Genomic DNA, 19,383 nt, shown 5'->3' on the forward strand with positions numbered 1-19,383 from the left:
CTGTTCGCTCAAATATCCCACACAACGCACAATATTCGCTCTGTTTTTACCGTTATTCTGTTATTGAGGAAAACCAATTAGCGTACTGAGGGGAATATTTATATAACGGCAATATGGCTTATAACGTATAAATGATGTGAAATAGCGATTATTCTATATCTATAGTTCGCATAGTTAGTTTAGTTCTACACCCCTACGTTTTAAGAAAGGATAAGTATTGTGGCACTACGTACATATAAGTCAGTTGCGCCTAATATAGGAGAGCGCTGTTATATTGATGACTCTTCAGTATTGGTTGGTGATGTAACGCTTGGTGATGATAGCAGTATCTGGCCGCTGGTCGCCGCTAGAGGAGACGTAAACAAAATACAGATTGGCGAGAGAACGAATATCCAAGATGGTTCGGTACTTCATGTTACTCGCCGAACGACGCAATTTCCTGAGGGGTTTCCCCTTATTATTGGAGATGACGTCACCGTGGGACATAAATGTATGCTGCACGGCTGTCAGTTGGGAAATCGAATTCTCGTTGGTATGGGTGCGATTATTATGGACGGAGCCGTTGTCGAAAACGATGTGTTTATCGGCGCAGGGACTTTAGTGCCCCCTAATAAGCGATTAGAAAGTGGCTATCTTTATGTCGGCAACCCTATGCAAAAGAAACGTCCATTAAAAGACAGTGAGTCGGCCTTCCTAAAACAGTCTGCGATTAATTACGTTATGTTAAAGGACGAGTATATAGAAGATAGCCTCTAGGTAGTTACAGCACAGACAAGTATCTATATAAAGGGACGTTCAGCAAACGCCCTTTTATAAGTATGCTTTACAGCGGTATTAGCTTAGAAAGAGTGAACCACATTTGTAATGTCCCTATTTTGTATCACAGTTTTGTATCACAGTGCTTTATTGAAACGCTTTAATGAAACGCTTTATTGACGCGATGTATAGAAACGTCGCATTAAAGCTATGTATTTCACTCTTTTAAGACTTTCTACGAATTCTCTATAAGTTCTCGCAACTTAGTCACCACAGTATTGGTGTCTGGTTGCTTTGAAGTCCAAATAGTAAAAGCGGCAGCTGCTTGCTCTACTAGCATACCCAACCCGTCTAAACTTTTTGGTACGCCCTGAGACCTTGCCTCTCGCATGAACACTGTTGGAGAGTTCTTATAAACCATATCGTAAACCACATCACATTCTTCCAACAACGACAGAGACATAGCACAAGGTAACTCGCCATCCAGACTAGCCGCAGTAGAGTTAATAATAATATGGGGGCTTACATTGCTAACATCTTCTAATGCGACAACCTCTATATTGGAGTGTCCGGTTTCATCTGCCACCTGCTGTGCTTTCTCCTTGGTTCTGTTGGCAATTGTTAATTGCGCAATAGAGGCTTCTATCAAAGGTGATATCACGCCTCGCGCCGCACCACCGGCCCCAATTAACAGCACTCTTTTATTTTTAAGCTCGATGTGATTATTTAAAAGGTCGTTTACCAGTCCAATTCCATCGGTGTTAAAGCCTTTAATATTGTTTTTTGCATTAGTCTCATTACTGCCATTAGACACCTTCATCAGAGTGTTTACTGCTTTGGCATCTTTCGCAGCCTGATCGTCGACCACCGCCATATTGAATGCATCTAGCTTAAACGGCATGGTGACATTACAACCTACTGCGTCTGGCTGTGACAAAAAAGACCTCGCCTTTGCGATAAAGCCACCCTCTGGCGCTAATATTTTTTCATATGAAATGGCTTCATCACACTGCTGAGCAAACATTTGATGAATGGTTGGTGATAAACTCTGCTCAATAGGGTTTCCAAATACGGCGAATTTTTTCATGGGAATACGTGACTTCTTTAATACAAAACGAAAAGGCGACAATAAGGTTAATGAGACTACACCATATTATCGCTTAGGTGGAGAAGATAAGGTTCGAGAATTAGCCAACCGGTTTTACGATATCATGGAGACCGATTCGATAGCATCAGAGTTATTGGCTATGCACCCCATGCCTTTAGATAAAATTCGGCATGTTTTCTTTCTCTATTTAAGTTTATGGATGGGAGGGCCCGATGATTATCAACAGCAATTTGGTCATCCCAGATTAAGAGCTCGACATTTGCCATTTTCTGTCACGCCAAATTTAAAAGCACAATGGATGTACTGTATGAGAAAGGCAATGTTTGCCACCACCGATGATATTTTGCTCGCCAATCAGCTGCTTCGTTCGCTAGACCAATTAGCAGAACATATGATCAATTCAGAATAAAAAAAGCGCGTTATCATTAGGCCGTGTTGACCTAATGATAACGCGCAAGTCTTCTTTCATTGATGAGGCTCTTATCGGCTTTGTCGTAGTGCAATGCTTCGATTTAATAATCCGCGCTTTTACTTTGAATGCTGCTACAAGAGCTGCTATTAAACGCTGAGCTACTAAAAGTAGTTGCTATTATAAAAAACTACCTAAAAAGTATAGCCAACAGATATAGTGTAAACCCAAGGGTCAATTTCAATATCTTCAACCGCACCGCTTGCATCGCCCACGTTAAATGTTGCTTCAGTATCGATATCAATAAAGCGTACCGATGCGTTCACATGCCACTTGTCATCAACGATATAATCCATACCCACTTGTGCTGACAACCCAAAAGAATTATCAAGGGATAAATCGTTTAATCCAGCGTCGTTGTTAGCCGATGTAAATTCTTCATCAAAGATAAAGGTATAGTTGATACCCGCACCTACGTAAGGCTGAAACGCTGAGCTGGCATCATTAAAATAATAGTTTGCGGTAAGGGTGGGAGGTAAGTGCGTGACTTCACCAAGTTGGTTACCTGTACCTAGTGGGTCTGCTACCGAAAATTCGACATCGTGTTTAAAGGGCGTGGCCGCTAGTAATTCAATATTAATATTATCAGTAATAAAATAAGCGATATTGAGACCTAACTGAGTATCGTTACCGATATTTAGAGCAACGCCTAGGTCTGCCCCACCCGCTAAAATATTTGAAGTAGACTCGTCGGGTGCAACTGTCGTTAAACCACCGCGAACAAGTAAATCACCTTGCTGATGAGCATTAGCAAAAGGGGCAATAGCTGCCAGAGTAAGACAAAGTGCTGAAAGAGTATGTGTACGCATTGTGTGTCTCTCGTGTGTTTAAATAAGATGACGCCACTTTACCCACTTTGGAACACAAGGAATTGATCTAGCGCAATATACCTAGCTCGCTGAATGAACATAGCAGCGCAGGTTGATGTAGATCAATCGTTAGAGATGAACCGCCTTGTTATTACTTTAACAGGGGTTCAGGTTACTTAACTCGCTAGGGAAGCAAGTAATTTAGAGAAGGACGAGACTAAAAAATAAAGCCGCAGGTCGATACCGTGCGGCTTTAGCTGTTCTGAAAGTCGTTCAAAGACTCCAATTGACACTTAGACTGCGCTTAACCCTACACTGTGGGCGCTCACCAATTCGTTGGCTTTAACCAATCGGTAAGTTTCGATTCTGCGCTTCCTGGTGACGGTGAATAACAATATTCCCAGCGAGCTAATGGAGGCATCGACATCAAAATTGATTCTGTCCTTCCTCCTGTCTGCAAACCGAACAGCGTGCCACGGTCGAATACTAAGTTAAATTCAACGTAGCGTCCTCGTCGGTATAGCTGGAAATCACGCTCTCTTTCACCGTATGCAGTATTTTTACGTCGTTCAATAATGGGCACATACGCATCAATGTAGCCATTACCTACTGCTTGCATGAAGGCAAAAGACTGGTCAAACCCCCACGCATTAAGATCATCGAAAAAGAGCCCGCCTACACCACGAGTCTCATCGCGGTGCTTCAAGTAAAAGTAATCATCGCACCACTCTTTGTACTTTGGGTAAACATCTTCACCGAAAGGCGCGCAGAGTTTTTTAGCGGTATCGTGCCAGTGTTGAACGTCTTCTTTAAACGGGTAGAAAGGCGTTAGGTCGAATCCACCACCAAACCACCATATTGGCGATTCACCCTCTTTCTCGGCTATAAAAAATCGTACATTGGCATGAGAGGTTGGAATGTAAGGGTTATGCGGGTGAATAACGAGTGATACGCCCATTGCCTGAAAATTTCTGCCGGCTAGCTCAGGTCGATTAGCGGTTGCAGATGCAGGCATTTGACTACCAAAAACGTGTGAAAAATTCACACCGCCCTGTTCCACTACAGCGCCATTTTTCATCACGCGAGAACGGCCACCGCCGCCTTCTTCTCGCACCCAACTATCTTCGGTAAATTGCCCTTTTCCATCGGCCAACTCTATGGTTTGGCAAATTGTGTCTTGAAGATTTAATAAATACGCTTTAACTGCTTCAATAACATCGGCTGCCTTTTTACCATCAAGTAATTGTGCTGGCTTCATGATCTTATTATTTCTCCCGTATCACCGTCTCTAATTGTACTTGGTTTTTTATTGCCACCGACTTCACCATTTACGTAAGTAACACTGACTTCAAATACGCTTCTTGCTTCTTCGATAGAAAGTGTAGGTGATTCTCCTGCCAAATTTGCACTTGTAGATACAATAGGCTTACCAACCTTATTGCATAAGTCCGCAACCAATGGATGATTAGTCACACGCACTGCTATTTTATCGTGCGAGCCTGTAATCCAGTGCGGTGCCGTCTTTGACTTTGGCAGCAGCCACGTTATAGGACCTGGCCAACTTGAAAAGATGTCAGTACGCCTGTGCTGTAATACCGCCTCGTCATTTACGTAAGGCAGTAGCTGACTATAGTTGGCAGCTATAAGAATAACGCCTTTCTCAACAGAACGTTGCTTAGTTTGAAGCAGTAACTCCACGGCTTCTTTATTATCGGGGTCACATCCAATGCCCATAACGGCTTCAGTTGGGTAAACCAATAACTTACCAGCGTGAAATGCTTCCACAACAGGATCAGCGGCGGTTTGCTCGACCTCAACTGGATTGTATATATCCACTTGCCCTTTTTGGGTATCAGACATTAATAATTATCTCTAGATGGTGACTATTGTTTAAAGCCGCACGATGGTTGAGGGCAAACATATTGACCTTTCTTATCAATCAATACACCCCAACCACACTCTGGACATTGCTCATTGACTGGCTGGAAATTTAGCACATATCGGCATTTAGGATAATGATTGCACGCAAAAAATTGCTTTCCAAACTTACTGGTGCGAGAAATCAGTTCGCCTGACTGACACTTAGGGCAGCGAACTTGGGTTTCTTCCTGCTGCTTCAACGGGGCGATAAAGTGACACGAAGGAAAGTTAGTGCAACCGATAAACATGCCATAACGGCCTTTTTTGATCCCAAGCTCTGATTGACAGTCGGGACACGCTACGCCGTCTAACGTTTTAAGGAGAGCAGTTTGATTGTCATGTAACGGTTTACTGAAGTGACACTCAGGATATGCGGTACACCCTATGAAAGGGCCGGTTTTACTATTTTTTATATGAAGTGGCTTACCGCATTCAGGGCAGTCACCAAAGCTTTCTTCTAATGCGTGCTCATGAGCAGAAAATAACGAGTGGTCAATTTTAGACATGATGGTTTATAACGCACACTTTGAAGCGTTCTCTTTGCTAAGCAGGCATTGTAAGCACCGTGCCTGCAAAGAGCGCCCTAGGAATAATGACGCAAGTAGATTAATGTAAAACACCATCTGGTTCTTCGAAGAGTAAATCTTCCATTTGCGCATAGGCCTTTTCTTTACCCGGCACATTGAATAGAACCATCAATACCACCCACTTTAGGTCTTCTAAACAGAACTCGTTAGAATCTATTTCCATAACGCGGTCTATCACCATTTCACGGGTAGATGCATCGAGCACATTCACTTGCTCTAGAAACATCAGAAATCCTCTACATTCCACGTCCAAGCGCATTTGCTCTTCATGGGTATAGATTCGACTTAAGCTTGTATTAATCCCTTTGCAAAAGTAAGGCTTGATGTCTGTCTCTTGCAGGGCGGCCAACTTTTCTAGCCATGCAAGCGCTTTATATATTTCATCGTGATGAAAACCTGCGCGCACGAGCTCGTCGGTCAATTCGTCTTGATCGACACGAATTTCAGTCTCACTGTGGATGAAATTTTCAAACAGATACATGAGGATATCGAACATTTTATTTGCCCCTCAATTTAATGTAACCGCCAGGGACAGCAGTTACTAAACCGCACAACTCGTATTCTAATAATAATGCCATTGCCTGCTGTACAGGCATGGAGCCGCGCTGCGCTATAACATCTATTGCGGTAACGTCGTAATCCACACTAGCTAATAATTTGTCAGTTGCCAAGCTATTCACTTCACTTTTTTCATTCTCAACATTAACGATATTCCTCGTGCACAAGGGCTCTATAGCAAGTTCGTCAAAGATATCATTGACGTTAGTCACTAATTTAGCGCCCTGCTGGATTAACCAATGGCAACCCTCAGAATAAGAATGATATACGCTTCCGGGAATGGCAAAAACATCTCGCCCTATATCTGCGGCCAAATTCGCCGTAATCAAGGTGCCACTTTTAATTTTTGCCTCAACCACCAGCGTTCCAAGCGATATTGCAGCAATTAATCTATTTCTTCTTGGGAAATGCCAAGCTTTAGCTGGCACACCGGGAAAGAACTCTGTGATTACAGCGCCTTCAGCATTAATTATATCAGCATGTAATGGCCTGTGCTTATAAGGGTAAATTGTATCTGGCCCTGTTCCCATTACGGCGACTGTTTTGCCTATCCCTTTAAGCGCACCTTTATGGGCTGCGGCATCAATTCCCAGCGCCATACCGCTGGTCACCGTTATTCCTGCATCAGCAAGTGCTGTTGCCATATCTTCAGCGATGCTTTTCCCCTGATGGCTAGCACGGCGGCTCCCCACCATTGCTACTTGAGGCTGTTGCAAGAGCAGCGGATTTCCAATGACAAAAAGAACAAGCGGAGGGCTATCTAACGTTTTGAGCATTTCTGGATACTCACAACACCCGAACGTTATTATATATCTCTCTGTTTCTGCATCTAACCACATCAGTGCTTTTTTGACTGATTGCTCAGAAACTTTGTCGAATAAATGGGTTGCAGTTTTTGGCGCGCTTTTTAGAAGAGAGGCTTTGCTTGTAGATGTAAGAAGCGCTTCTGGATTGCAGTTAAGCTCACTTAGTAACGTCAGCCATTTTTTTGTAGCGACGCTGTATGCCGAGGCCAGACGTATCCACGCCATTGATTGTGCTGAAATAGATGCAGAATTGTGATGCATTGCCGCTCCAAGTCGGTGCGGCAATGTTTACAGCACAACGTTAGGGGTGAGCAACAATAAAACCGCGTTGAATACCCGTGTTCGCCCGCGTGATCAAACCATAGCTTGCCGCATTAAAGGTTTTGTAAATGATGATCTCTCCCACCTTGAGTGCGGGTTGTTCAACGGTGTTAGCAAACCAGTCTCTACTTTTTTGCATGTCTGATTTGTTTGTATATTTTGGCAGCTCATCGTTAATAATTGATGGCCCTTTCGCGTATACACCCATTACGGTGCCCGGCTCTACCTCAGTGTTACCTAAATCTAAAATCACCACGTCGTATTTACCGAGTAAATCATGGTCGTGCAGGTCGCCAACAACAAAGCCTCGTTGCGCCTTTGCGGGCTTAAGCACCAGGCTTTTCTCATGAGAAAAGTCGCCGTTAAAAATCTTATCACCCAAGTTTGTCTCTTGTGTCGAGGCGGTTAACGACAACAGCATTGAGTCATCGCTTATCGATTCTTTAAACACTGACGCATCTGCAACGTGTGAGATTTGAACGCCCAACTCGCGGCCATCAAGGTTTTTTATAATAGATTGCTTTCTTACGATACGTAACTGGTCTGAGGTATTGTATTGAGGTTCGCTGACCACGAGATTATTGGCGGCAAAACGAACATTTGCATCCTTATTGCCAAGTACTCGCGGTAGAACCTCATAACTGTCTTTATCAACTATGGTGTGCTGATTAATAAATGGTGCTATCTCGCTCCAAGCCAATGTATTAATGGGCGAGGGTTTCACCCGTTTTTCTGTTTGAGGAGAAAGTGAAACTAAGGGTTTCTCTCTGGCGATGGAAAGCACTGGCTCCCCATTTATCATGCCAACCACAATGACGTCACCAGGATAAATTAAGTGGGGATTATCGATTTGCGTATTGGTTCGCCATAGTTCAGGCCATAGCCAAGGCTCGTTAAGAAAGATGTTAGCGATATCCCACAGCGTGTCACCGCGCTCTACGGTATAAGTTTGCGGTGCACTGTCTTTTAGCTGCAGCGCGAGTACAGGTAGCGCAAAAATCGCCAGAGCTGCAGCCAACATTACTCGCCCGTATTTGTATAATCGCTTTTTCAAATTAACCACCTGCAAAAGATTCACTGTCACTTATTGTTGCTTTTTAAGACAATACCACTATATCGACAGTTACACGTATTCTTAAAGGACTTGAGCAAAAAACTGCACCATAGTCTGTGTTATACGTTAGAATAGTAAGTAAATCTGCACTGTAAAGTGCATTGGTAAATAGATCGTATATGAATTTATACAGCGAAAAGGCAAAGTAAGCGACAAATGGCAATATTAGACGTATTAAGTTTTCCAGATGAGCGTCTTCGCACGGTAGCTAAGCCGGTAGATGACGTTAACGATGAAATTAAGCAACTCGTTGCTGATATGTTCGAAACGATGAAAGACGAAAAGGGAATTGGCCTTGCGGCTACTCAGGTCGACCGTCACGTTCGAGTAGTGGTTATGGATGTATCGGAAGAGCAAGATGAGCCACGAGTTTTCATTAACCCTGAAATTACGCGCAAAGAAGGCGAAACTATAAGCGAAGAAGGCTGTCTTTCTGTGCCGGGCAACTATGCAAAAGTTGAACGTGCAGAAGCTATCACAGTGAAGGCGCTTGACGAAAATGGTGACGCATTTGAATTAGAGGCTGAGGGTCTTTTAGCAATTTGCATACAGCATGAACTCGATCACTTGAAAGGCACTCTTTTCATCGATTATCTCTCGCCGCTAAAGCGCCAGCGTATTCGCAAGAAGCTTGAAAAAGAAGCCCGATTAGCAGCGAAAGCTTAAGGAAAATTGTGACAGCGCCACTTAACGTTATTTTTGCCGGTACACCGGATTTTGCAGCTAAACACTTGTCGGCATTGATTGACAGTGAGCACAATGTTATCGCCGCTTATACGCAACCAGACCGCCCTGCCGGTCGAGGGAAAAAGCTCACTGCAAGTCCGGTAAAGCAATTAGCCCAAGAGCACCACATACCCGTTTACCAACCAGCCTCCTTAAAAGATGACGAAGCGCAGCAAACGCTTTGCGCGCTTGATGCCGATATTATGGTGGTTGTCGCTTACGGATTATTACTGCCAAAAATAATCTTAGATGCGCCCAGACAAGGCTGTATTAACGTTCACGGGTCTATCTTACCTAAATGGCGCGGTGCAGCACCAATCCAGCGGGCAATTTGGGCAGGTGACGCTGAAACAGGCGTTACCATTATGCAAATGGACGAAGGGCTAGATACCGGGGACATGCTGCATATAGCCACGTTACCTATTACACCGCTTGACACCAGCGCGACCATGTACGACAAACTTGCCGAACTTGGCCCTAAAGCCCTTGTCGATGTGTTAAATAGCATTGAAACGCTAATTCCTCAAAAGCAAGATGATTCGCTTGCGACCCATGCGAAAAAGCTGTCTAAAGAAGAAGCCTTGATTAAATGGGAAGACAGCGCAGAGCAAATTGAAAGAAATATCCGGGCGTTCAATCCTTGGCCCGTGGCGTGGATGAAGGTAGAAGAACACAATATTAAAGTGTGGGCGGCGCATGTCGAACCACTTATCAATGACGCCCCTCCCGGCACTATTGTGAATTCCAGCAAAGAGGGAATAACCGTAGCGACAGGGAAAGACGCGCTCACCATTACGCTTCTGCAAATTCCAGGTAAAAAACCCTTGCCAGCGGCTGATGTTATTAACGCACGTAAAGCTTGGTTTGAAACAGGCCGCTCATTGCGTCAAGAGAGTGATAAGTGAAGCCCCTTCCCCTACCTAAACAAAAGAACCTGCGTGCAGATTGCGCATGGGTTATCTATCAAATACTAGAGCAAGGTAAGTCTTCCCGAGACTGCCTAGAGCGTGTGCAGCGACGACATAACGCTAGAGACAATGCGTGGCTTCAAGAGATGTCACTGGGTGTAATGCGAAAACTTCCCGTACTGCAACACTGGCTAAGAACATTGCTCGACCGCCCTCTAAAGGGCAACAAAAAGGTGATAGAGCACCTTATTATGCTGGGGTTATACCAACTCGCCTTTTCGAGAGTCAGTAAGCATGCCGCTGTTGGAGAAACTGTCGCAGCAGCATCGTACTTGGGAGGCACTGGCTTAAAAGGGTTGGTAAACGCAGTACTAAGAAACTTTCAACGTGAAGAGCTCATCGATAAGGCTATTGACGATCCTATTATCAATAGCGGAATGCCTAAATGGCTTTATAAAGCCATAGAAAGTGCATACCAAGGTGATGCCAATACCGTACGCCAGTCAACCAATGAAATGGCGCCTATATGGCTAAGGGTAAACACCCAGCAAATTGGACGTGATGAATTTGCAACGCTGTTAACTCAGGCTGATATTGAATTTTCGTTAAGTGAATCCCACCCTGATGGCGTTATACTGACGTCTCGTGAAGATATAACTGCACTGCCTGGTTTCGACAAAGGTTTTTTTGCTGTTCAAGATGGCGCCGCACAATTAGCCGCTCGCTACTTAGACCCACAAGATGGGGAAAGAATTCTAGACTGTTGTGCAGCACCAGGTGGAAAGACAGGTCATATTGCCGAAAGAGCGCCAAAACTGTCCTACTGTTTGGCATTAGATGCTGATGAAAAACGATTGCAACGAGTGCATGAAAATATGACTCGCTTGAAACATAACGTTGACATCAAGCAAGGTGACGCAACCAATCCTTCACAGTGGTGGGACGGAATACCGTTCGATCGTATTTTGTTAGATGCTCCCTGCTCTGCTACCGGCGTTATTCGCCGTCACCCTGATATTCGATGGCTTAGAAAGTCCAGTGACATAGACAACTTAGCGGCATTACAGCGAGAGATACTGGACGCACTTTGGACAACATTAAAACCTGGTGGAACCATGCTGTATGCCACCTGCTCCATTTTGCCAAAAGAAAACAAAGATCAAATTAAACGCTTTGTAGCAGAAACAGATGACGCAACATTAGTGCCTCTGATTAAAACAGAAACCAGTGAAAATCCTGGTCGCCAAATTCTACCGGGCGAACAACAAATGGATGGTTTCTATTATGCGAGGCTGGTAAAGTCGTCTGGCGAATCGGTGTAATAAGGCAAAGTAATAACGATGAAAATCATCATTTTGGGTGCGGGTCAGGTCGGTGGAACACTAGCCGAAAATTTGGTGGGTGAAAATAACGAGATTACGGTTATTGACTCTGACCCCAGTATTCTTCGCTCACTCCAAGATAGACTCGATTTGCAGGTAGTCACTGGCGTAGGCTCTCATCCAGACGTGCTGCGCAGTGCGGGTGCAGAAGACGCCGATATGCTTATTGCTGTGACTAACAGTGATGAAAGTAACATGCTAGCGTGTCAGGTTGCTTACAGCCTGTTTAAAACCCCCACAAAAATTGCCCGGGTGCGCTCTGAGCAATACATCATTTATCAAGCACAACTCTACAAACAGCAAGACATTCCCGTTGACCACATCATTGCCCCCGAACAGCTAGTCACCAAAGCCATTAAACGATTAATTGACTACCCTGGAGCACTTCAGGTTGTAGAATTTGCTGAAGGCAAAGCAAGTCTTGTTGCCGTAAAAGCCTATTATGGCGGCTTGTTAGTGGGACATGCCCTGTCGGCCCTTAAAGACCACATGCCTAATGTAGAAACGCGAGTAGCAGCTATATACCGCCGTGGACGCCCCATACGCCCACTAGGTACCACGGTGATAGAAGCAGATGATGAAGTATTCTTCATCGCTGCAACAAAGCACATACGCGCCGTAATGAGTGAACTGCAAAAGTTAGAGTCTAGCTATAAGCGCATCATGATTGCAGGTGGCGGGCTTATTGGCGCGGGACTGGCGAAAAAGCTTGAGCATAACCACAACGTTAAGCTCATCGAGTTTAGTCCAGAACGAGCCAAATACCTCGCAGCACACCTGGATAAAACCATCGTATTTAGCGGTGATGCATCAGATCCAGAGTTACTCGGCGAAGAAAATATAGAGCAGGTCGACGCTTTTATCGCCGTTACCAACGATGATGAAGCCAATATTATGTCTGCCATGCTCGCCAAGCGCATGGGTGCAAAAAAGGCAATGGTGCTGATACAGCGCGGCGCCTATGTGGATTTGGTACAGGGCGGTGAAATTGACATTGCCTTTTCTCCCCAGCAAGCAACTATCTCAGCGCTTCTCACACATGTAAGGCGTGGAGACATAGTGAATGTTTACTCACTGCGTAGAGGCGCTGCCGAAGCAATAGAAGCTATTGCTCATGGTGATGAAAATACGTCTAAGGTCGTTGGCAAGCAAATTGGCGATATTAAACTGCCGCCAGGTACAACCATTGGTGCGGTAGTTAGAGACGACCAAGTAATTATCGCCCACAGCGATACAAAAATTGAAGCTAACGATCACATCATTCTATTCTTAGTAGATAAGAAGTATATCGGCGATGTGGAAAAGCTGTTTCAACCCAGCGCATTCTTCTTTGGCTAAAGCATGTTGCTCTTATTGCACTGACTTAGCTTCGCCAAAACGTAGGCGAGAACAGCACAAGTAATGAGAATACTTCCAAACGTCCAAATACCATCGCCAATACAAGCAGCCACTTGCCGCCATCAGTCACATCTGCATAGTTTGCCGCAACGCTGCCTAAGCCTGGCCCAAGGTTATTGAGCATTGCTGCTGTTGCTGTAAACGCACTTAAATTATCTAAGCCAGTGGCTATCAAACCTATCATGATAAGTACAAACACAATGGCGTAGGCAGAGAAGAATCCCCACACCGCTTCTACTACCTTATCAGGCATGGCTCTGTCACCAAATTTAACCGCATATACGGCCTTGGGGTGGATAAGCCTGTCGACTTCACGCCTACCCTGTAAGAACAGCAAACAAACACGAACCACTTTTAGCCCGCCCCCCGTTGAGCTAGCGCACCCTCCTATAAAGCTCGAAAAAATCAGCATTATAGGTAGGAACGTAGGCCACACTGAGAAATCTGTGGTGGCGAAACCTGCTGTCGTACTGATTGAAACTGCCTGAATCATTGCCTGATCAAGGGCCGTTTCCGCCGAACTGTAATACCCAGAAAGCGTGAGAACTAAAAAGCAGATAGAAATAAGCGAAGCCTGGATGATAAAAAAGGCTTTGAACTCAGGATCTTTGAAGTAGCCTCGCATAGAGCGAGAGCTTACTGCGGCGTAGTGAAGCGAAAAGTTAAGCGCTGCGATAAGTAGAAATACGGTACACACCACATTGACCATTGGGCTTGAAAAATAGCCTAAACTGGCATCGTGATTTGAAAACCCGCCAATTGCGACGGTAGAAAACGCATGGCATATGGCATCAAACACATTCATTCCAGCAAGCCAATATGCACCGGCACACGCAATAGTGATTGATAAATAGATGTACCAAAGATGCTTTGCAGTATCAGCAATACGCGGGGTCATTTTGTTGTCTTTTACCGGACCAGGTGTTTCAGCACGGTATAGCTGCATACCACCAACACCTAAAATAGGCAGTATCGCAACGGCCAGTACAATGATCCCCATTCCACCAAGCCATTGAAGCTGCTGACGATAGAACTGGACGGAATGCGGCAGAAAATCGATACCCTCTATTACTGTAGCGCCCGTTGTGGTTAATCCAGAAAACGACTCGAAAAACGCGTCGGTCACCGTCATGCTAGGCTGTTCGAGCAATATTAGAGGTATGGCACCAACACTCGCCAGCACCGACCAAAACAGTGCCACAATCAAAAAGCCTTCTCTGGCTCGTAGGTCATTCTTCTGTTGTCTATTGGGGTACCACAACGCCATACCACCCACGACGCATAGGATAAACGCAAGCGTAAATGGAAGCCCGCTACCGTCTTGGTAAATAAGAGACACAATGCCGGGGGGTATCATTGTGACGCTGAATAACGCAATGAGTAGCCCTAGAATACGAACGATGGCACGGTAGTGCATTTTATTATGCCTTTCTTTTTATGATGGCTTACGATGTTAAGTCGCAAATAAATAACAGAAAACGAAATACGCTATATCGCCGATTATAGGGCTATATGACTTAGGGAGAAACGATTTGTTTTCTCCCTGTTTCTTATTTTTCTCGGTTACTTCATTCCAAGTACCGTTTTTACCATTTTTGAAATACTGCGGTGAGCTTGTGACACATTTTCTGCAAGCATGTAAGCTGGCGTAGTCACCAGTTTTACCTCATTGTCAATTACAACGTCATCTACATCACAATCAACGTGGGAAGCACCAAGCGCATTTAGCCCCTCTGCCGTACCTTTGTCATTGCCGATAGTCAGTTTTACGCCGTTACCGTAGACTTTTGCAGCAAGTGCAGGAGCAATACATGCATAGGCAGCTGGCTTTCTGGCTTTTGCAAATGCCTGACATACCGTCAACACATCTTCATTAAATGAGCAGTCGGCACCCTCCACAGCAAACGTGCATAGGTTTTTTGCAGCGCCAAACCCACCGGGTAAGACTAACACATCAAATTTATCGACATTGCATTCAGTTAACGGCTTTATGTCGCCTCGTGTAATGCGCGCAGACTCAACCAATACGTTTCGAGTCTCACCCTCAACCACATCGCCGGTTAAGTGATTGATCACATGTAGCTGGTCTGCATTTGGCGCAAAGCACTGATACGACGCTCCTTCTAATTCAATAGCAAGCAAAGTGAGTACGGCTTCTTGTAACTCTGCGCCGTCATAGACACCACTTCCACTTAGAATCACAGCAACTTGCTTCATATTTTTCCTCCAGACTAGGTCGTTCATGACTTATGCAATTTTTGGCTATAAAACAACCAAACTTTTTAAAAAAGTTCTTAACATTACGTATATGCTTTGTAAATTCTTATGCTACATTATTGCACTGATTTGGTTAAACGAAATATCACGTACACCAAGTTATCCACATAAAATGGAATGTTCTGTAACATGTATGCTGTGTTCTCATCATTGCTTCATTCCCTTATTTTTCTTGCATTCAGCCTTGTTCTTTTATTTTTATGAGATCAATTGGATCAGTGTGCCTGAATATTTAGATCACAAAGTTATCCACAACCCGGTGTCCTAGTTATCTGTCAGCCCTATATGGCGATCTTTCCCTTCCTGTGGCATCCTTGCGATCATTATCTATGTTGGAAAGTTATCCTCTATGCCTGAATCTAAAAAGTCTCCTTTTATCCTCGTTGACGGTTCTTCTTATCTCTTTCGAGCCTTTCACGGGCTGCCGCCGCTAACAAACTCTAAAGGGCAAGATACCGGCGCCATTTACGGCGTAGTAAATATGCTCAAGAGCCTTATCAAACAATATAACCCTACCCATATGGCGGTAATATTTGATGCAAAGGGTAAAACATTTAGAGACGATATTTACGCTGAATATAAAGCTAATCGCCCTCCTATGCCGGACGAGCTAAGAAGTCAAATAGCACCTCTGCACACGATTATTAAAGCAATGGGGCTACCAGTAATTATTGAGTCGGGTGTTGAGGCCGATGACGTTATTGGCACACTGGCTAAACACGCAACCGAGAAAGGCATAGATACTGTTATCAGTACTGGTGACAAAGACATGGCGCAGTTGGTCAATCAACATGTCACGCTTATTAATACCATGACAAATCAGGCGATGGATATTGAGGGCGTTAATACCAAGTTTGGTATTCCTCCCGAGCTGGTAATTGATTTCTTAGCATTGAAGGGCGACAAAGTAGATAATATTCCAGGCGTACCGGGTGTTGGTGACAAAAGCGCTCAAGCGCTGCTTAACGGCATCGGTGGTATCGATGAGATATACAAAAACTTGGATAAAATTGCCGATCTGTCTTTTCGAGGCAGCAAAACCATGGCGGCTAAAATGTCGGAATATGAAGAGCAAGCTAGGCTGTCATATACGTTAGCAACTATCAGTATAGATTTGGATCTCGATTACGATGTAGAAGCGTTAATGCCATCGTCGGCAGATAATGAAACCCTGCGCGACCTATTTGCAGAATATGAATTTAAACGATGGCATTCAGAGGTTAGCGCACTTCTAAGCGCGGGCGATGCCCAGCCATCCGATGCATCTAAAAACGACGCGTCTGACTCTACTGTTGATGCATCAGAAAGCGCTTTCTCAGACCATGCGCACATCGATCGTTCTCAATATGAAGTTGTTTTTAAAGAGGAACAATTTACCGCATGGGTGGAAAAGCTAAAACAAGCTAAGCTGTTTGCATTTGATACTGAAACTACGAGCCTCAGCTATATGGACGCTGAAATTGTTGGTGTGTCTTTTTGTATAGAGCCGGGCAAAGCCGCCTATGTGCCTGTGGCCCATGACTATCCAGATGCACCAGATCAGCTATCTAGAGAGTATGTCCTTGAAACCCTCAAGCCTATCCTAGAGTCTCCATCTTCCGTTAAAGTTGGTCAGCATATTAAGTACGATAAGAATGTACTGGCCAATTATGACATTACGCTTAATGGAATTGGCTTTGACACCATGCTGGAGAGTTACATGCTCAATAGCACGGCGCAGCGACACGATATGGACTCGTTAGCACTTGCCTACTTAGGCCATAAAACGATTCATTTTGAAGACATCGCCGGTAAAGGGGCTAAACAACTTACGTTTAATCAAATTAACTTAGACGAAGCTGGACCATACGCGGCAGAAGATGCCGATATTACCCTTCGTCTTCACCATGCTATTTGGGAGAAGCTTGAGCCAATTGATTCGTTAAAGCGTCTGCTTATAGATGTTGAAGTGCCCTTAGCATGTGTACTTTCCCGCATGGAACAACAGGGCGTGTTAATTGATAGCCAACAGTTGAGTCAACAAAGCCAAGACCTGGCAACTCGCATTGCAGAATTAGAAAAAGAAGTTCACGAAGAAGCAGGCGAAACATTTAACTTAGGATCGACAAAACAGCTGCAACATATTCTTTTTGAGAAGATGTCGTTGCCTATTGTTAAGAAAACGCCAAAAGGTGCGCCTTCAACTTCTGAGGATGTGTTACAAGAACTGGCATTAGAATATCCACTACCTCAGAAAATTATGGAGTACAGAGGGTTAACCAAGCTCAAAAATACGTATACCGATAAGCTTCCGAAAATGATTAACCACCGTACTGGCAGAGTTCACACGTCGTACCATCAAGCGGTGACAGCAACAGGTCGCCTATCCTCTACCGATCCTAATTTACAAAATATTCCTATTCGAAATGAAGCCGGTCGCCGCGTTAGACAAGCTTTCGTGCCAAGAAAAGGCAACAAGATAGTCGCAGCCGATTACTCACAAATAGAACTTCGTATTATGGCGCACCTGTCGAAAGACAAAGGCTTACTTGATGCGTTTGCGAATGGAAAGGATATACATAAAGCAACCGCTGCCGAAGTATTCGGCATTGCCCTTGATGACGTTACCACCGAGCAGCGCAGAAGCGCCAAGGCCATTAACTTTGGTTTAATTTACGGCATGAGCGCATTCGGGTTAGCCAAACAGCTTAATATTCCACGCAACGAAGCACAGAAATATATGGATCTGTATTTTGAGCGCTACCCTGGTGTACTCGATTATATGGACAGCACCCGAGAGAGCGCAAAAGAGAAAGGTTACGTTGAAACTGTGTTTGGCCGACGGTTGTATCTACCAGATATTAAAGCAAGCAATGGAGCGCGAAGAAAAGGGGCTGAGAGAGCGGCTATCAATGCACCAATGCAAGGTACAGCGGCTGACGTCATAAAGATGGCTATGATAAAAGTGGACGATTGGATTGCGAAAAACGCCAGCGACGACGTCAGTATGATGATGCAGGTGCACGATGAACTGGTATTTGAAATAAAAGAAGACAAAATTGATGATTATGTCAGCACCATAAAAACTCTTATGGAAAGTGCTGCAACGCTAAATGTGCCGCTGGATGTTGAGGTAGGTATTGGTGAAAACTGGGATGAAGCTCATTAATTGGGCACAGACGCTTTGAAAAATTCAGTAATTTGATTACAACTTAATTAATTAAGCCGTATGTAATTTACCCATATTTGGTAATTAAATTACAATTTATACTTGCCTTTTTGTGCTCTTGTTGTAACATTATCGACGTAGGGTACAGAGGTGAGAAAGCTGTTTTCAAACCTTTGCTTTAACCCCGGTCATTTACCGGGGTTTTTTTATGCCTGTTGAAAAATGCCACAAATGAAAGGCGCCACAAATAAAAGGTGTCACAAAAACATTTTGGTAGTAACGGAAGCGCAGGCAGAATTAGCATTTTTAATTATTTTCAACTTATTCTGAACTTTTCGTTTTTCACCCACTCTATATCGTCGGTTTTTATGTGTTTTCTCTCATTCAATGCCTCGTTTTTTTAGCGAGGCATTTTTTTGCTTTTTACTCAGCATCCGTCGCTTCATCATCGTCAGAAGTAGTGCGACCAAGCCACTTATCAAGCATCTGCTCAAGTTCAGGCAAGCCGTGACGGTTTAAAGAAGAAAACGTATTAACGGTAACATCGCCCATAAACGCTAATGCCGCCTCTTGTGCCATCAGTAACTGAGACTTGCGCTTACCAGATTTAAGTTTGTCAGCCTTTGTCAGTAGCGCAAGTACTGGAATACCAGCGTCTACAGCCCAATGAATTAAGTCTTGGTCTAAATCTTTAAACGGATGACGAATATCCATTAAAACAACCAGCCCTTTCAGTGATTTGCGTTTTTGCAAATATTCACCCAGTGACTTCTGCCACTTTAGCTTGGTGGCCATAGGTACTTTTGCAAAGCCATAGCCGGGCAAATCTACTAGACGTAAGTTGTCATCCAACTCGAACACGTTGATTAACTGCGTTCTTCCTGGCGTTTTACTTGTTCTTGCCAAGTTTTTTTGGCGGGTTAACGTGTTTAGCGCGCTGGACTTACCGGCATTTGAGCGACCGGCAAATGCAACCTCTATCCCAGAATCATCTTTCAAATGACGAATATCAGGTGCACTGGTAAAGAACTTTGCTTTGGTGTAATACGACATCTAGACTTACCTCCACATGCGTCATAACGTCTGGTTTACAGCT

18 protein-coding genes are annotated in these 19,383 nt (G+C 44.3%); 7 read left to right on the top strand and 11 right to left on the bottom strand.

The features are described from left to right. Window positions 1-219 precede the first annotated feature (219 nt). Window positions 220-756 (top strand): gamma carbonic anhydrase family protein, encoded by a 537-nt coding sequence (locus tag V7R39_RS10540; RefSeq protein WP_334030610.1) that lies wholly within the window; start codon window positions 220-222, stop codon window positions 754-756. Window positions 757-991: 235 nt separating this feature from the next. On the opposite strand, the gene aroE is transcribed toward V7R39_RS10540, so the two are convergent. After that, window positions 992-1,843 carry a shikimate dehydrogenase gene (aroE, locus tag V7R39_RS10545; RefSeq protein WP_334030611.1) on the bottom strand — a complete coding sequence of 284 codons (852 nt, stop codon included), beginning with the start codon at window positions 1,841-1,843 and terminating at the stop codon, window positions 992-994. Between aroE and V7R39_RS10550 the strand changes: the two genes are divergently transcribed. Then, the gene (locus V7R39_RS10550; protein WP_334030613.1) at window positions 1,842-2,273 is read left to right on the top strand and encodes a group II truncated hemoglobin; all 432 of its coding nucleotides are present in this window, start codon (window positions 1,842-1,844) and stop codon (window positions 2,271-2,273) included. The genes aroE and V7R39_RS10550 overlap by 2 nt on opposite strands. A gap of 194 nt (window positions 2,274-2,467) precedes the next feature. Here the strand turns inward: V7R39_RS10550 and V7R39_RS10555 are convergent, their stop codons facing one another. The 7 genes from V7R39_RS10555 to V7R39_RS10585 all read right to left on the bottom strand — a co-directional run bounded on the left by V7R39_RS10555 (window position 2,468) and on the right by V7R39_RS10585 (window position 8,418). After that, on the bottom strand, window positions 2,468-3,142 hold the full coding sequence (locus V7R39_RS10555) for an OmpW family outer membrane protein (protein ID WP_287010600.1): 675 nt from the start codon (window positions 3,140-3,142) through the stop codon (window positions 2,468-2,470). 325 nt (window positions 3,143-3,467) lie between these two features. Next, a complete protein-coding gene (hemF, locus tag V7R39_RS10560; protein ID WP_334030615.1) occupies window positions 3,468-4,400 on the bottom strand; it encodes an oxygen-dependent coproporphyrinogen oxidase in 933 nt (310 codons plus the stop codon). Then, window positions 4,397-5,002 (bottom strand): Sua5/YciO/YrdC/YwlC family protein, encoded by a 606-nt coding sequence (locus V7R39_RS10565; protein WP_334030617.1) that lies wholly within the window; start codon window positions 5,000-5,002, stop codon window positions 4,397-4,399. The genes hemF and V7R39_RS10565 overlap by 4 nt, the downstream gene beginning before the upstream one ends. A gap of 23 nt (window positions 5,003-5,025) precedes the next feature. Beyond that, window positions 5,026-5,568 (bottom strand): DNA topoisomerase family protein, encoded by a 543-nt coding sequence (locus V7R39_RS10570; RefSeq protein ID WP_334030619.1) that lies wholly within the window; start codon window positions 5,566-5,568, stop codon window positions 5,026-5,028. Window positions 5,569-5,668: 100 nt separating this feature from the next. Next, complete coding sequence (locus tag V7R39_RS10575) at window positions 5,669-6,145, bottom strand: DUF494 family protein (protein WP_032095212.1); 477 nt, start codon at window positions 6,143-6,145, stop codon at window positions 5,669-5,671. Window position 6,146: 1 nt separating this feature from the next. Further along, a complete protein-coding gene (gene dprA / locus V7R39_RS10580; RefSeq protein ID WP_334030621.1) occupies window positions 6,147-7,274 on the bottom strand; it encodes a DNA-processing protein DprA in 1,128 nt (375 codons plus the stop codon). A 40-nt stretch (window positions 7,275-7,314) separates the two neighbouring features. Beyond that, window positions 7,315-8,418, bottom strand: a complete 1,104-nt coding sequence (locus tag V7R39_RS10585; RefSeq protein WP_334030622.1) for a LysM peptidoglycan-binding domain-containing protein — start codon at window positions 8,416-8,418, stop codon at window positions 7,315-7,317. A 186-nt stretch (window positions 8,419-8,604) separates the two neighbouring features. Between V7R39_RS10585 and def the strand changes: the two genes are divergently transcribed. The 4 genes from def to trkA are packed head-to-tail and all read left to right on the top strand — an operon-like array spanning window position 8,605 to window position 12,802. Continuing rightward, window positions 8,605-9,114 carry a peptide deformylase gene (gene def / locus V7R39_RS10590; RefSeq protein ID WP_032095215.1) on the top strand — a complete coding sequence of 170 codons (510 nt, stop codon included), beginning with the start codon at window positions 8,605-8,607 and terminating at the stop codon, window positions 9,112-9,114. Window positions 9,115-9,122: 8 nt separating this feature from the next. Then, the gene (gene fmt / locus V7R39_RS10595) at window positions 9,123-10,079 is read left to right on the top strand and encodes a methionyl-tRNA formyltransferase (protein WP_334030624.1); all 957 of its coding nucleotides are present in this window, start codon (window positions 9,123-9,125) and stop codon (window positions 10,077-10,079) included. Beyond that, window positions 10,076-11,404, top strand: a complete 1,329-nt coding sequence (gene rsmB, locus V7R39_RS10600) for a 16S rRNA (cytosine(967)-C(5))-methyltransferase RsmB (protein ID WP_334030625.1) — start codon at window positions 10,076-10,078, stop codon at window positions 11,402-11,404. Before fmt ends, rsmB begins: the two co-directional genes overlap by 4 nt. 18 nt (window positions 11,405-11,422) lie before the next feature. Next, window positions 11,423-12,802: a Trk system potassium transporter TrkA gene (gene trkA, locus V7R39_RS10605; RefSeq protein WP_163107577.1), complete on the top strand. Its 1,380-nt coding sequence runs from the start codon at window positions 11,423-11,425 to the stop codon at window positions 12,800-12,802. A gap of 25 nt (window positions 12,803-12,827) precedes the next feature. Here trkA and V7R39_RS10610 read toward each other — a convergent pair whose 3' ends face one another. Both V7R39_RS10610 and elbB read right to left on the bottom strand, forming a co-directional pair. After that, window positions 12,828-14,279, bottom strand: a complete 1,452-nt coding sequence (locus V7R39_RS10610; protein ID WP_163107578.1) for a TrkH family potassium uptake protein — start codon at window positions 14,277-14,279, stop codon at window positions 12,828-12,830. 146 nt (window positions 14,280-14,425) lie between these two features. Continuing rightward, a complete protein-coding gene (elbB, locus tag V7R39_RS10615; RefSeq protein ID WP_334030627.1) occupies window positions 14,426-15,079 on the bottom strand; it encodes an isoprenoid biosynthesis glyoxalase ElbB in 654 nt (217 codons plus the stop codon). Between the two features lie 409 nt (window positions 15,080-15,488). On the opposite strand from elbB, the gene polA reads away from it, so the two are divergent. Then, entirely contained in the window at window positions 15,489-18,287 is a 2,799-nt protein-coding gene (gene polA / locus V7R39_RS10620; protein ID WP_334030628.1) for a DNA polymerase I, read from the top strand. Window positions 18,288-18,710: 423 nt separating this feature from the next. On the opposite strand, the gene yihA is transcribed toward polA, so the two are convergent. Beyond that, window positions 18,711-19,340, bottom strand: a complete 630-nt coding sequence (yihA, locus tag V7R39_RS10625) for a ribosome biogenesis GTP-binding protein YihA/YsxC (RefSeq protein WP_334030629.1) — start codon at window positions 19,338-19,340, stop codon at window positions 18,711-18,713. Between the last annotated feature and the right edge of the window lie 43 nt (window positions 19,341-19,383).

It is taken from the genome of Alteromonas sp. P256, from assembly GCF_036864455.1.
Classification (GTDB): Bacteria; Pseudomonadota; Gammaproteobacteria; order Enterobacterales; family Alteromonadaceae; genus Alteromonas.

Excerpts from the sequence above, each read along its gene's own strand:
- V7R39_RS10550 (WP_334030613.1), top strand. The coding sequence starts at position 1,842 with ATGGGAATACGTGACTTCTTTAATACAAAACGAAAAGGCGACAATAAG.
- aroE (WP_334030611.1), bottom strand. The coding sequence starts at position 1,843 with ATGAAAAAATTCGCCGTATTTGGAAACCCTATTGAGCAGAGTTTATCA.
- V7R39_RS10555 (WP_287010600.1), bottom strand. The coding sequence starts at position 3,142 with ATGCGTACACATACTCTTTCAGCACTTTGTCTTACTCTGGCAGCTATT.
- hemF (WP_334030615.1), bottom strand. The coding sequence starts at position 4,400 with ATGAAGCCAGCACAATTACTTGATGGTAAAAAGGCAGCCGATGTTATT.
- V7R39_RS10565 (WP_334030617.1), bottom strand. The coding sequence starts at position 5,002 with ATGTCTGATACCCAAAAAGGGCAAGTGGATATATACAATCCAGTTGAG.
- V7R39_RS10570 (WP_334030619.1), bottom strand. The coding sequence starts at position 5,568 with ATGTCTAAAATTGACCACTCGTTATTTTCTGCTCATGAGCACGCATTA.
- V7R39_RS10575 (WP_032095212.1), bottom strand. The coding sequence starts at position 6,145 with ATGTTCGATATCCTCATGTATCTGTTTGAAAATTTCATCCACAGTGAG.
- dprA (WP_334030621.1), bottom strand. The coding sequence starts at position 7,274 with ATGCATCACAATTCTGCATCTATTTCAGCACAATCAATGGCGTGGATA.
- def (WP_032095215.1), top strand. The coding sequence starts at position 8,605 with ATGGCAATATTAGACGTATTAAGTTTTCCAGATGAGCGTCTTCGCACG.
- trkA (WP_163107577.1), top strand. The coding sequence starts at position 11,423 with ATGAAAATCATCATTTTGGGTGCGGGTCAGGTCGGTGGAACACTAGCC.
- V7R39_RS10610 (WP_163107578.1), bottom strand. The coding sequence starts at position 14,279 with ATGCACTACCGTGCCATCGTTCGTATTCTAGGGCTACTCATTGCGTTA.
- elbB (WP_334030627.1), bottom strand. The coding sequence starts at position 15,079 with ATGAAGCAAGTTGCTGTGATTCTAAGTGGAAGTGGTGTCTATGACGGC.
- polA (WP_334030628.1), top strand. The coding sequence starts at position 15,489 with ATGCCTGAATCTAAAAAGTCTCCTTTTATCCTCGTTGACGGTTCTTCT.
- yihA (WP_334030629.1), bottom strand. The coding sequence starts at position 19,340 with ATGTCGTATTACACCAAAGCAAAGTTCTTTACCAGTGCACCTGATATT.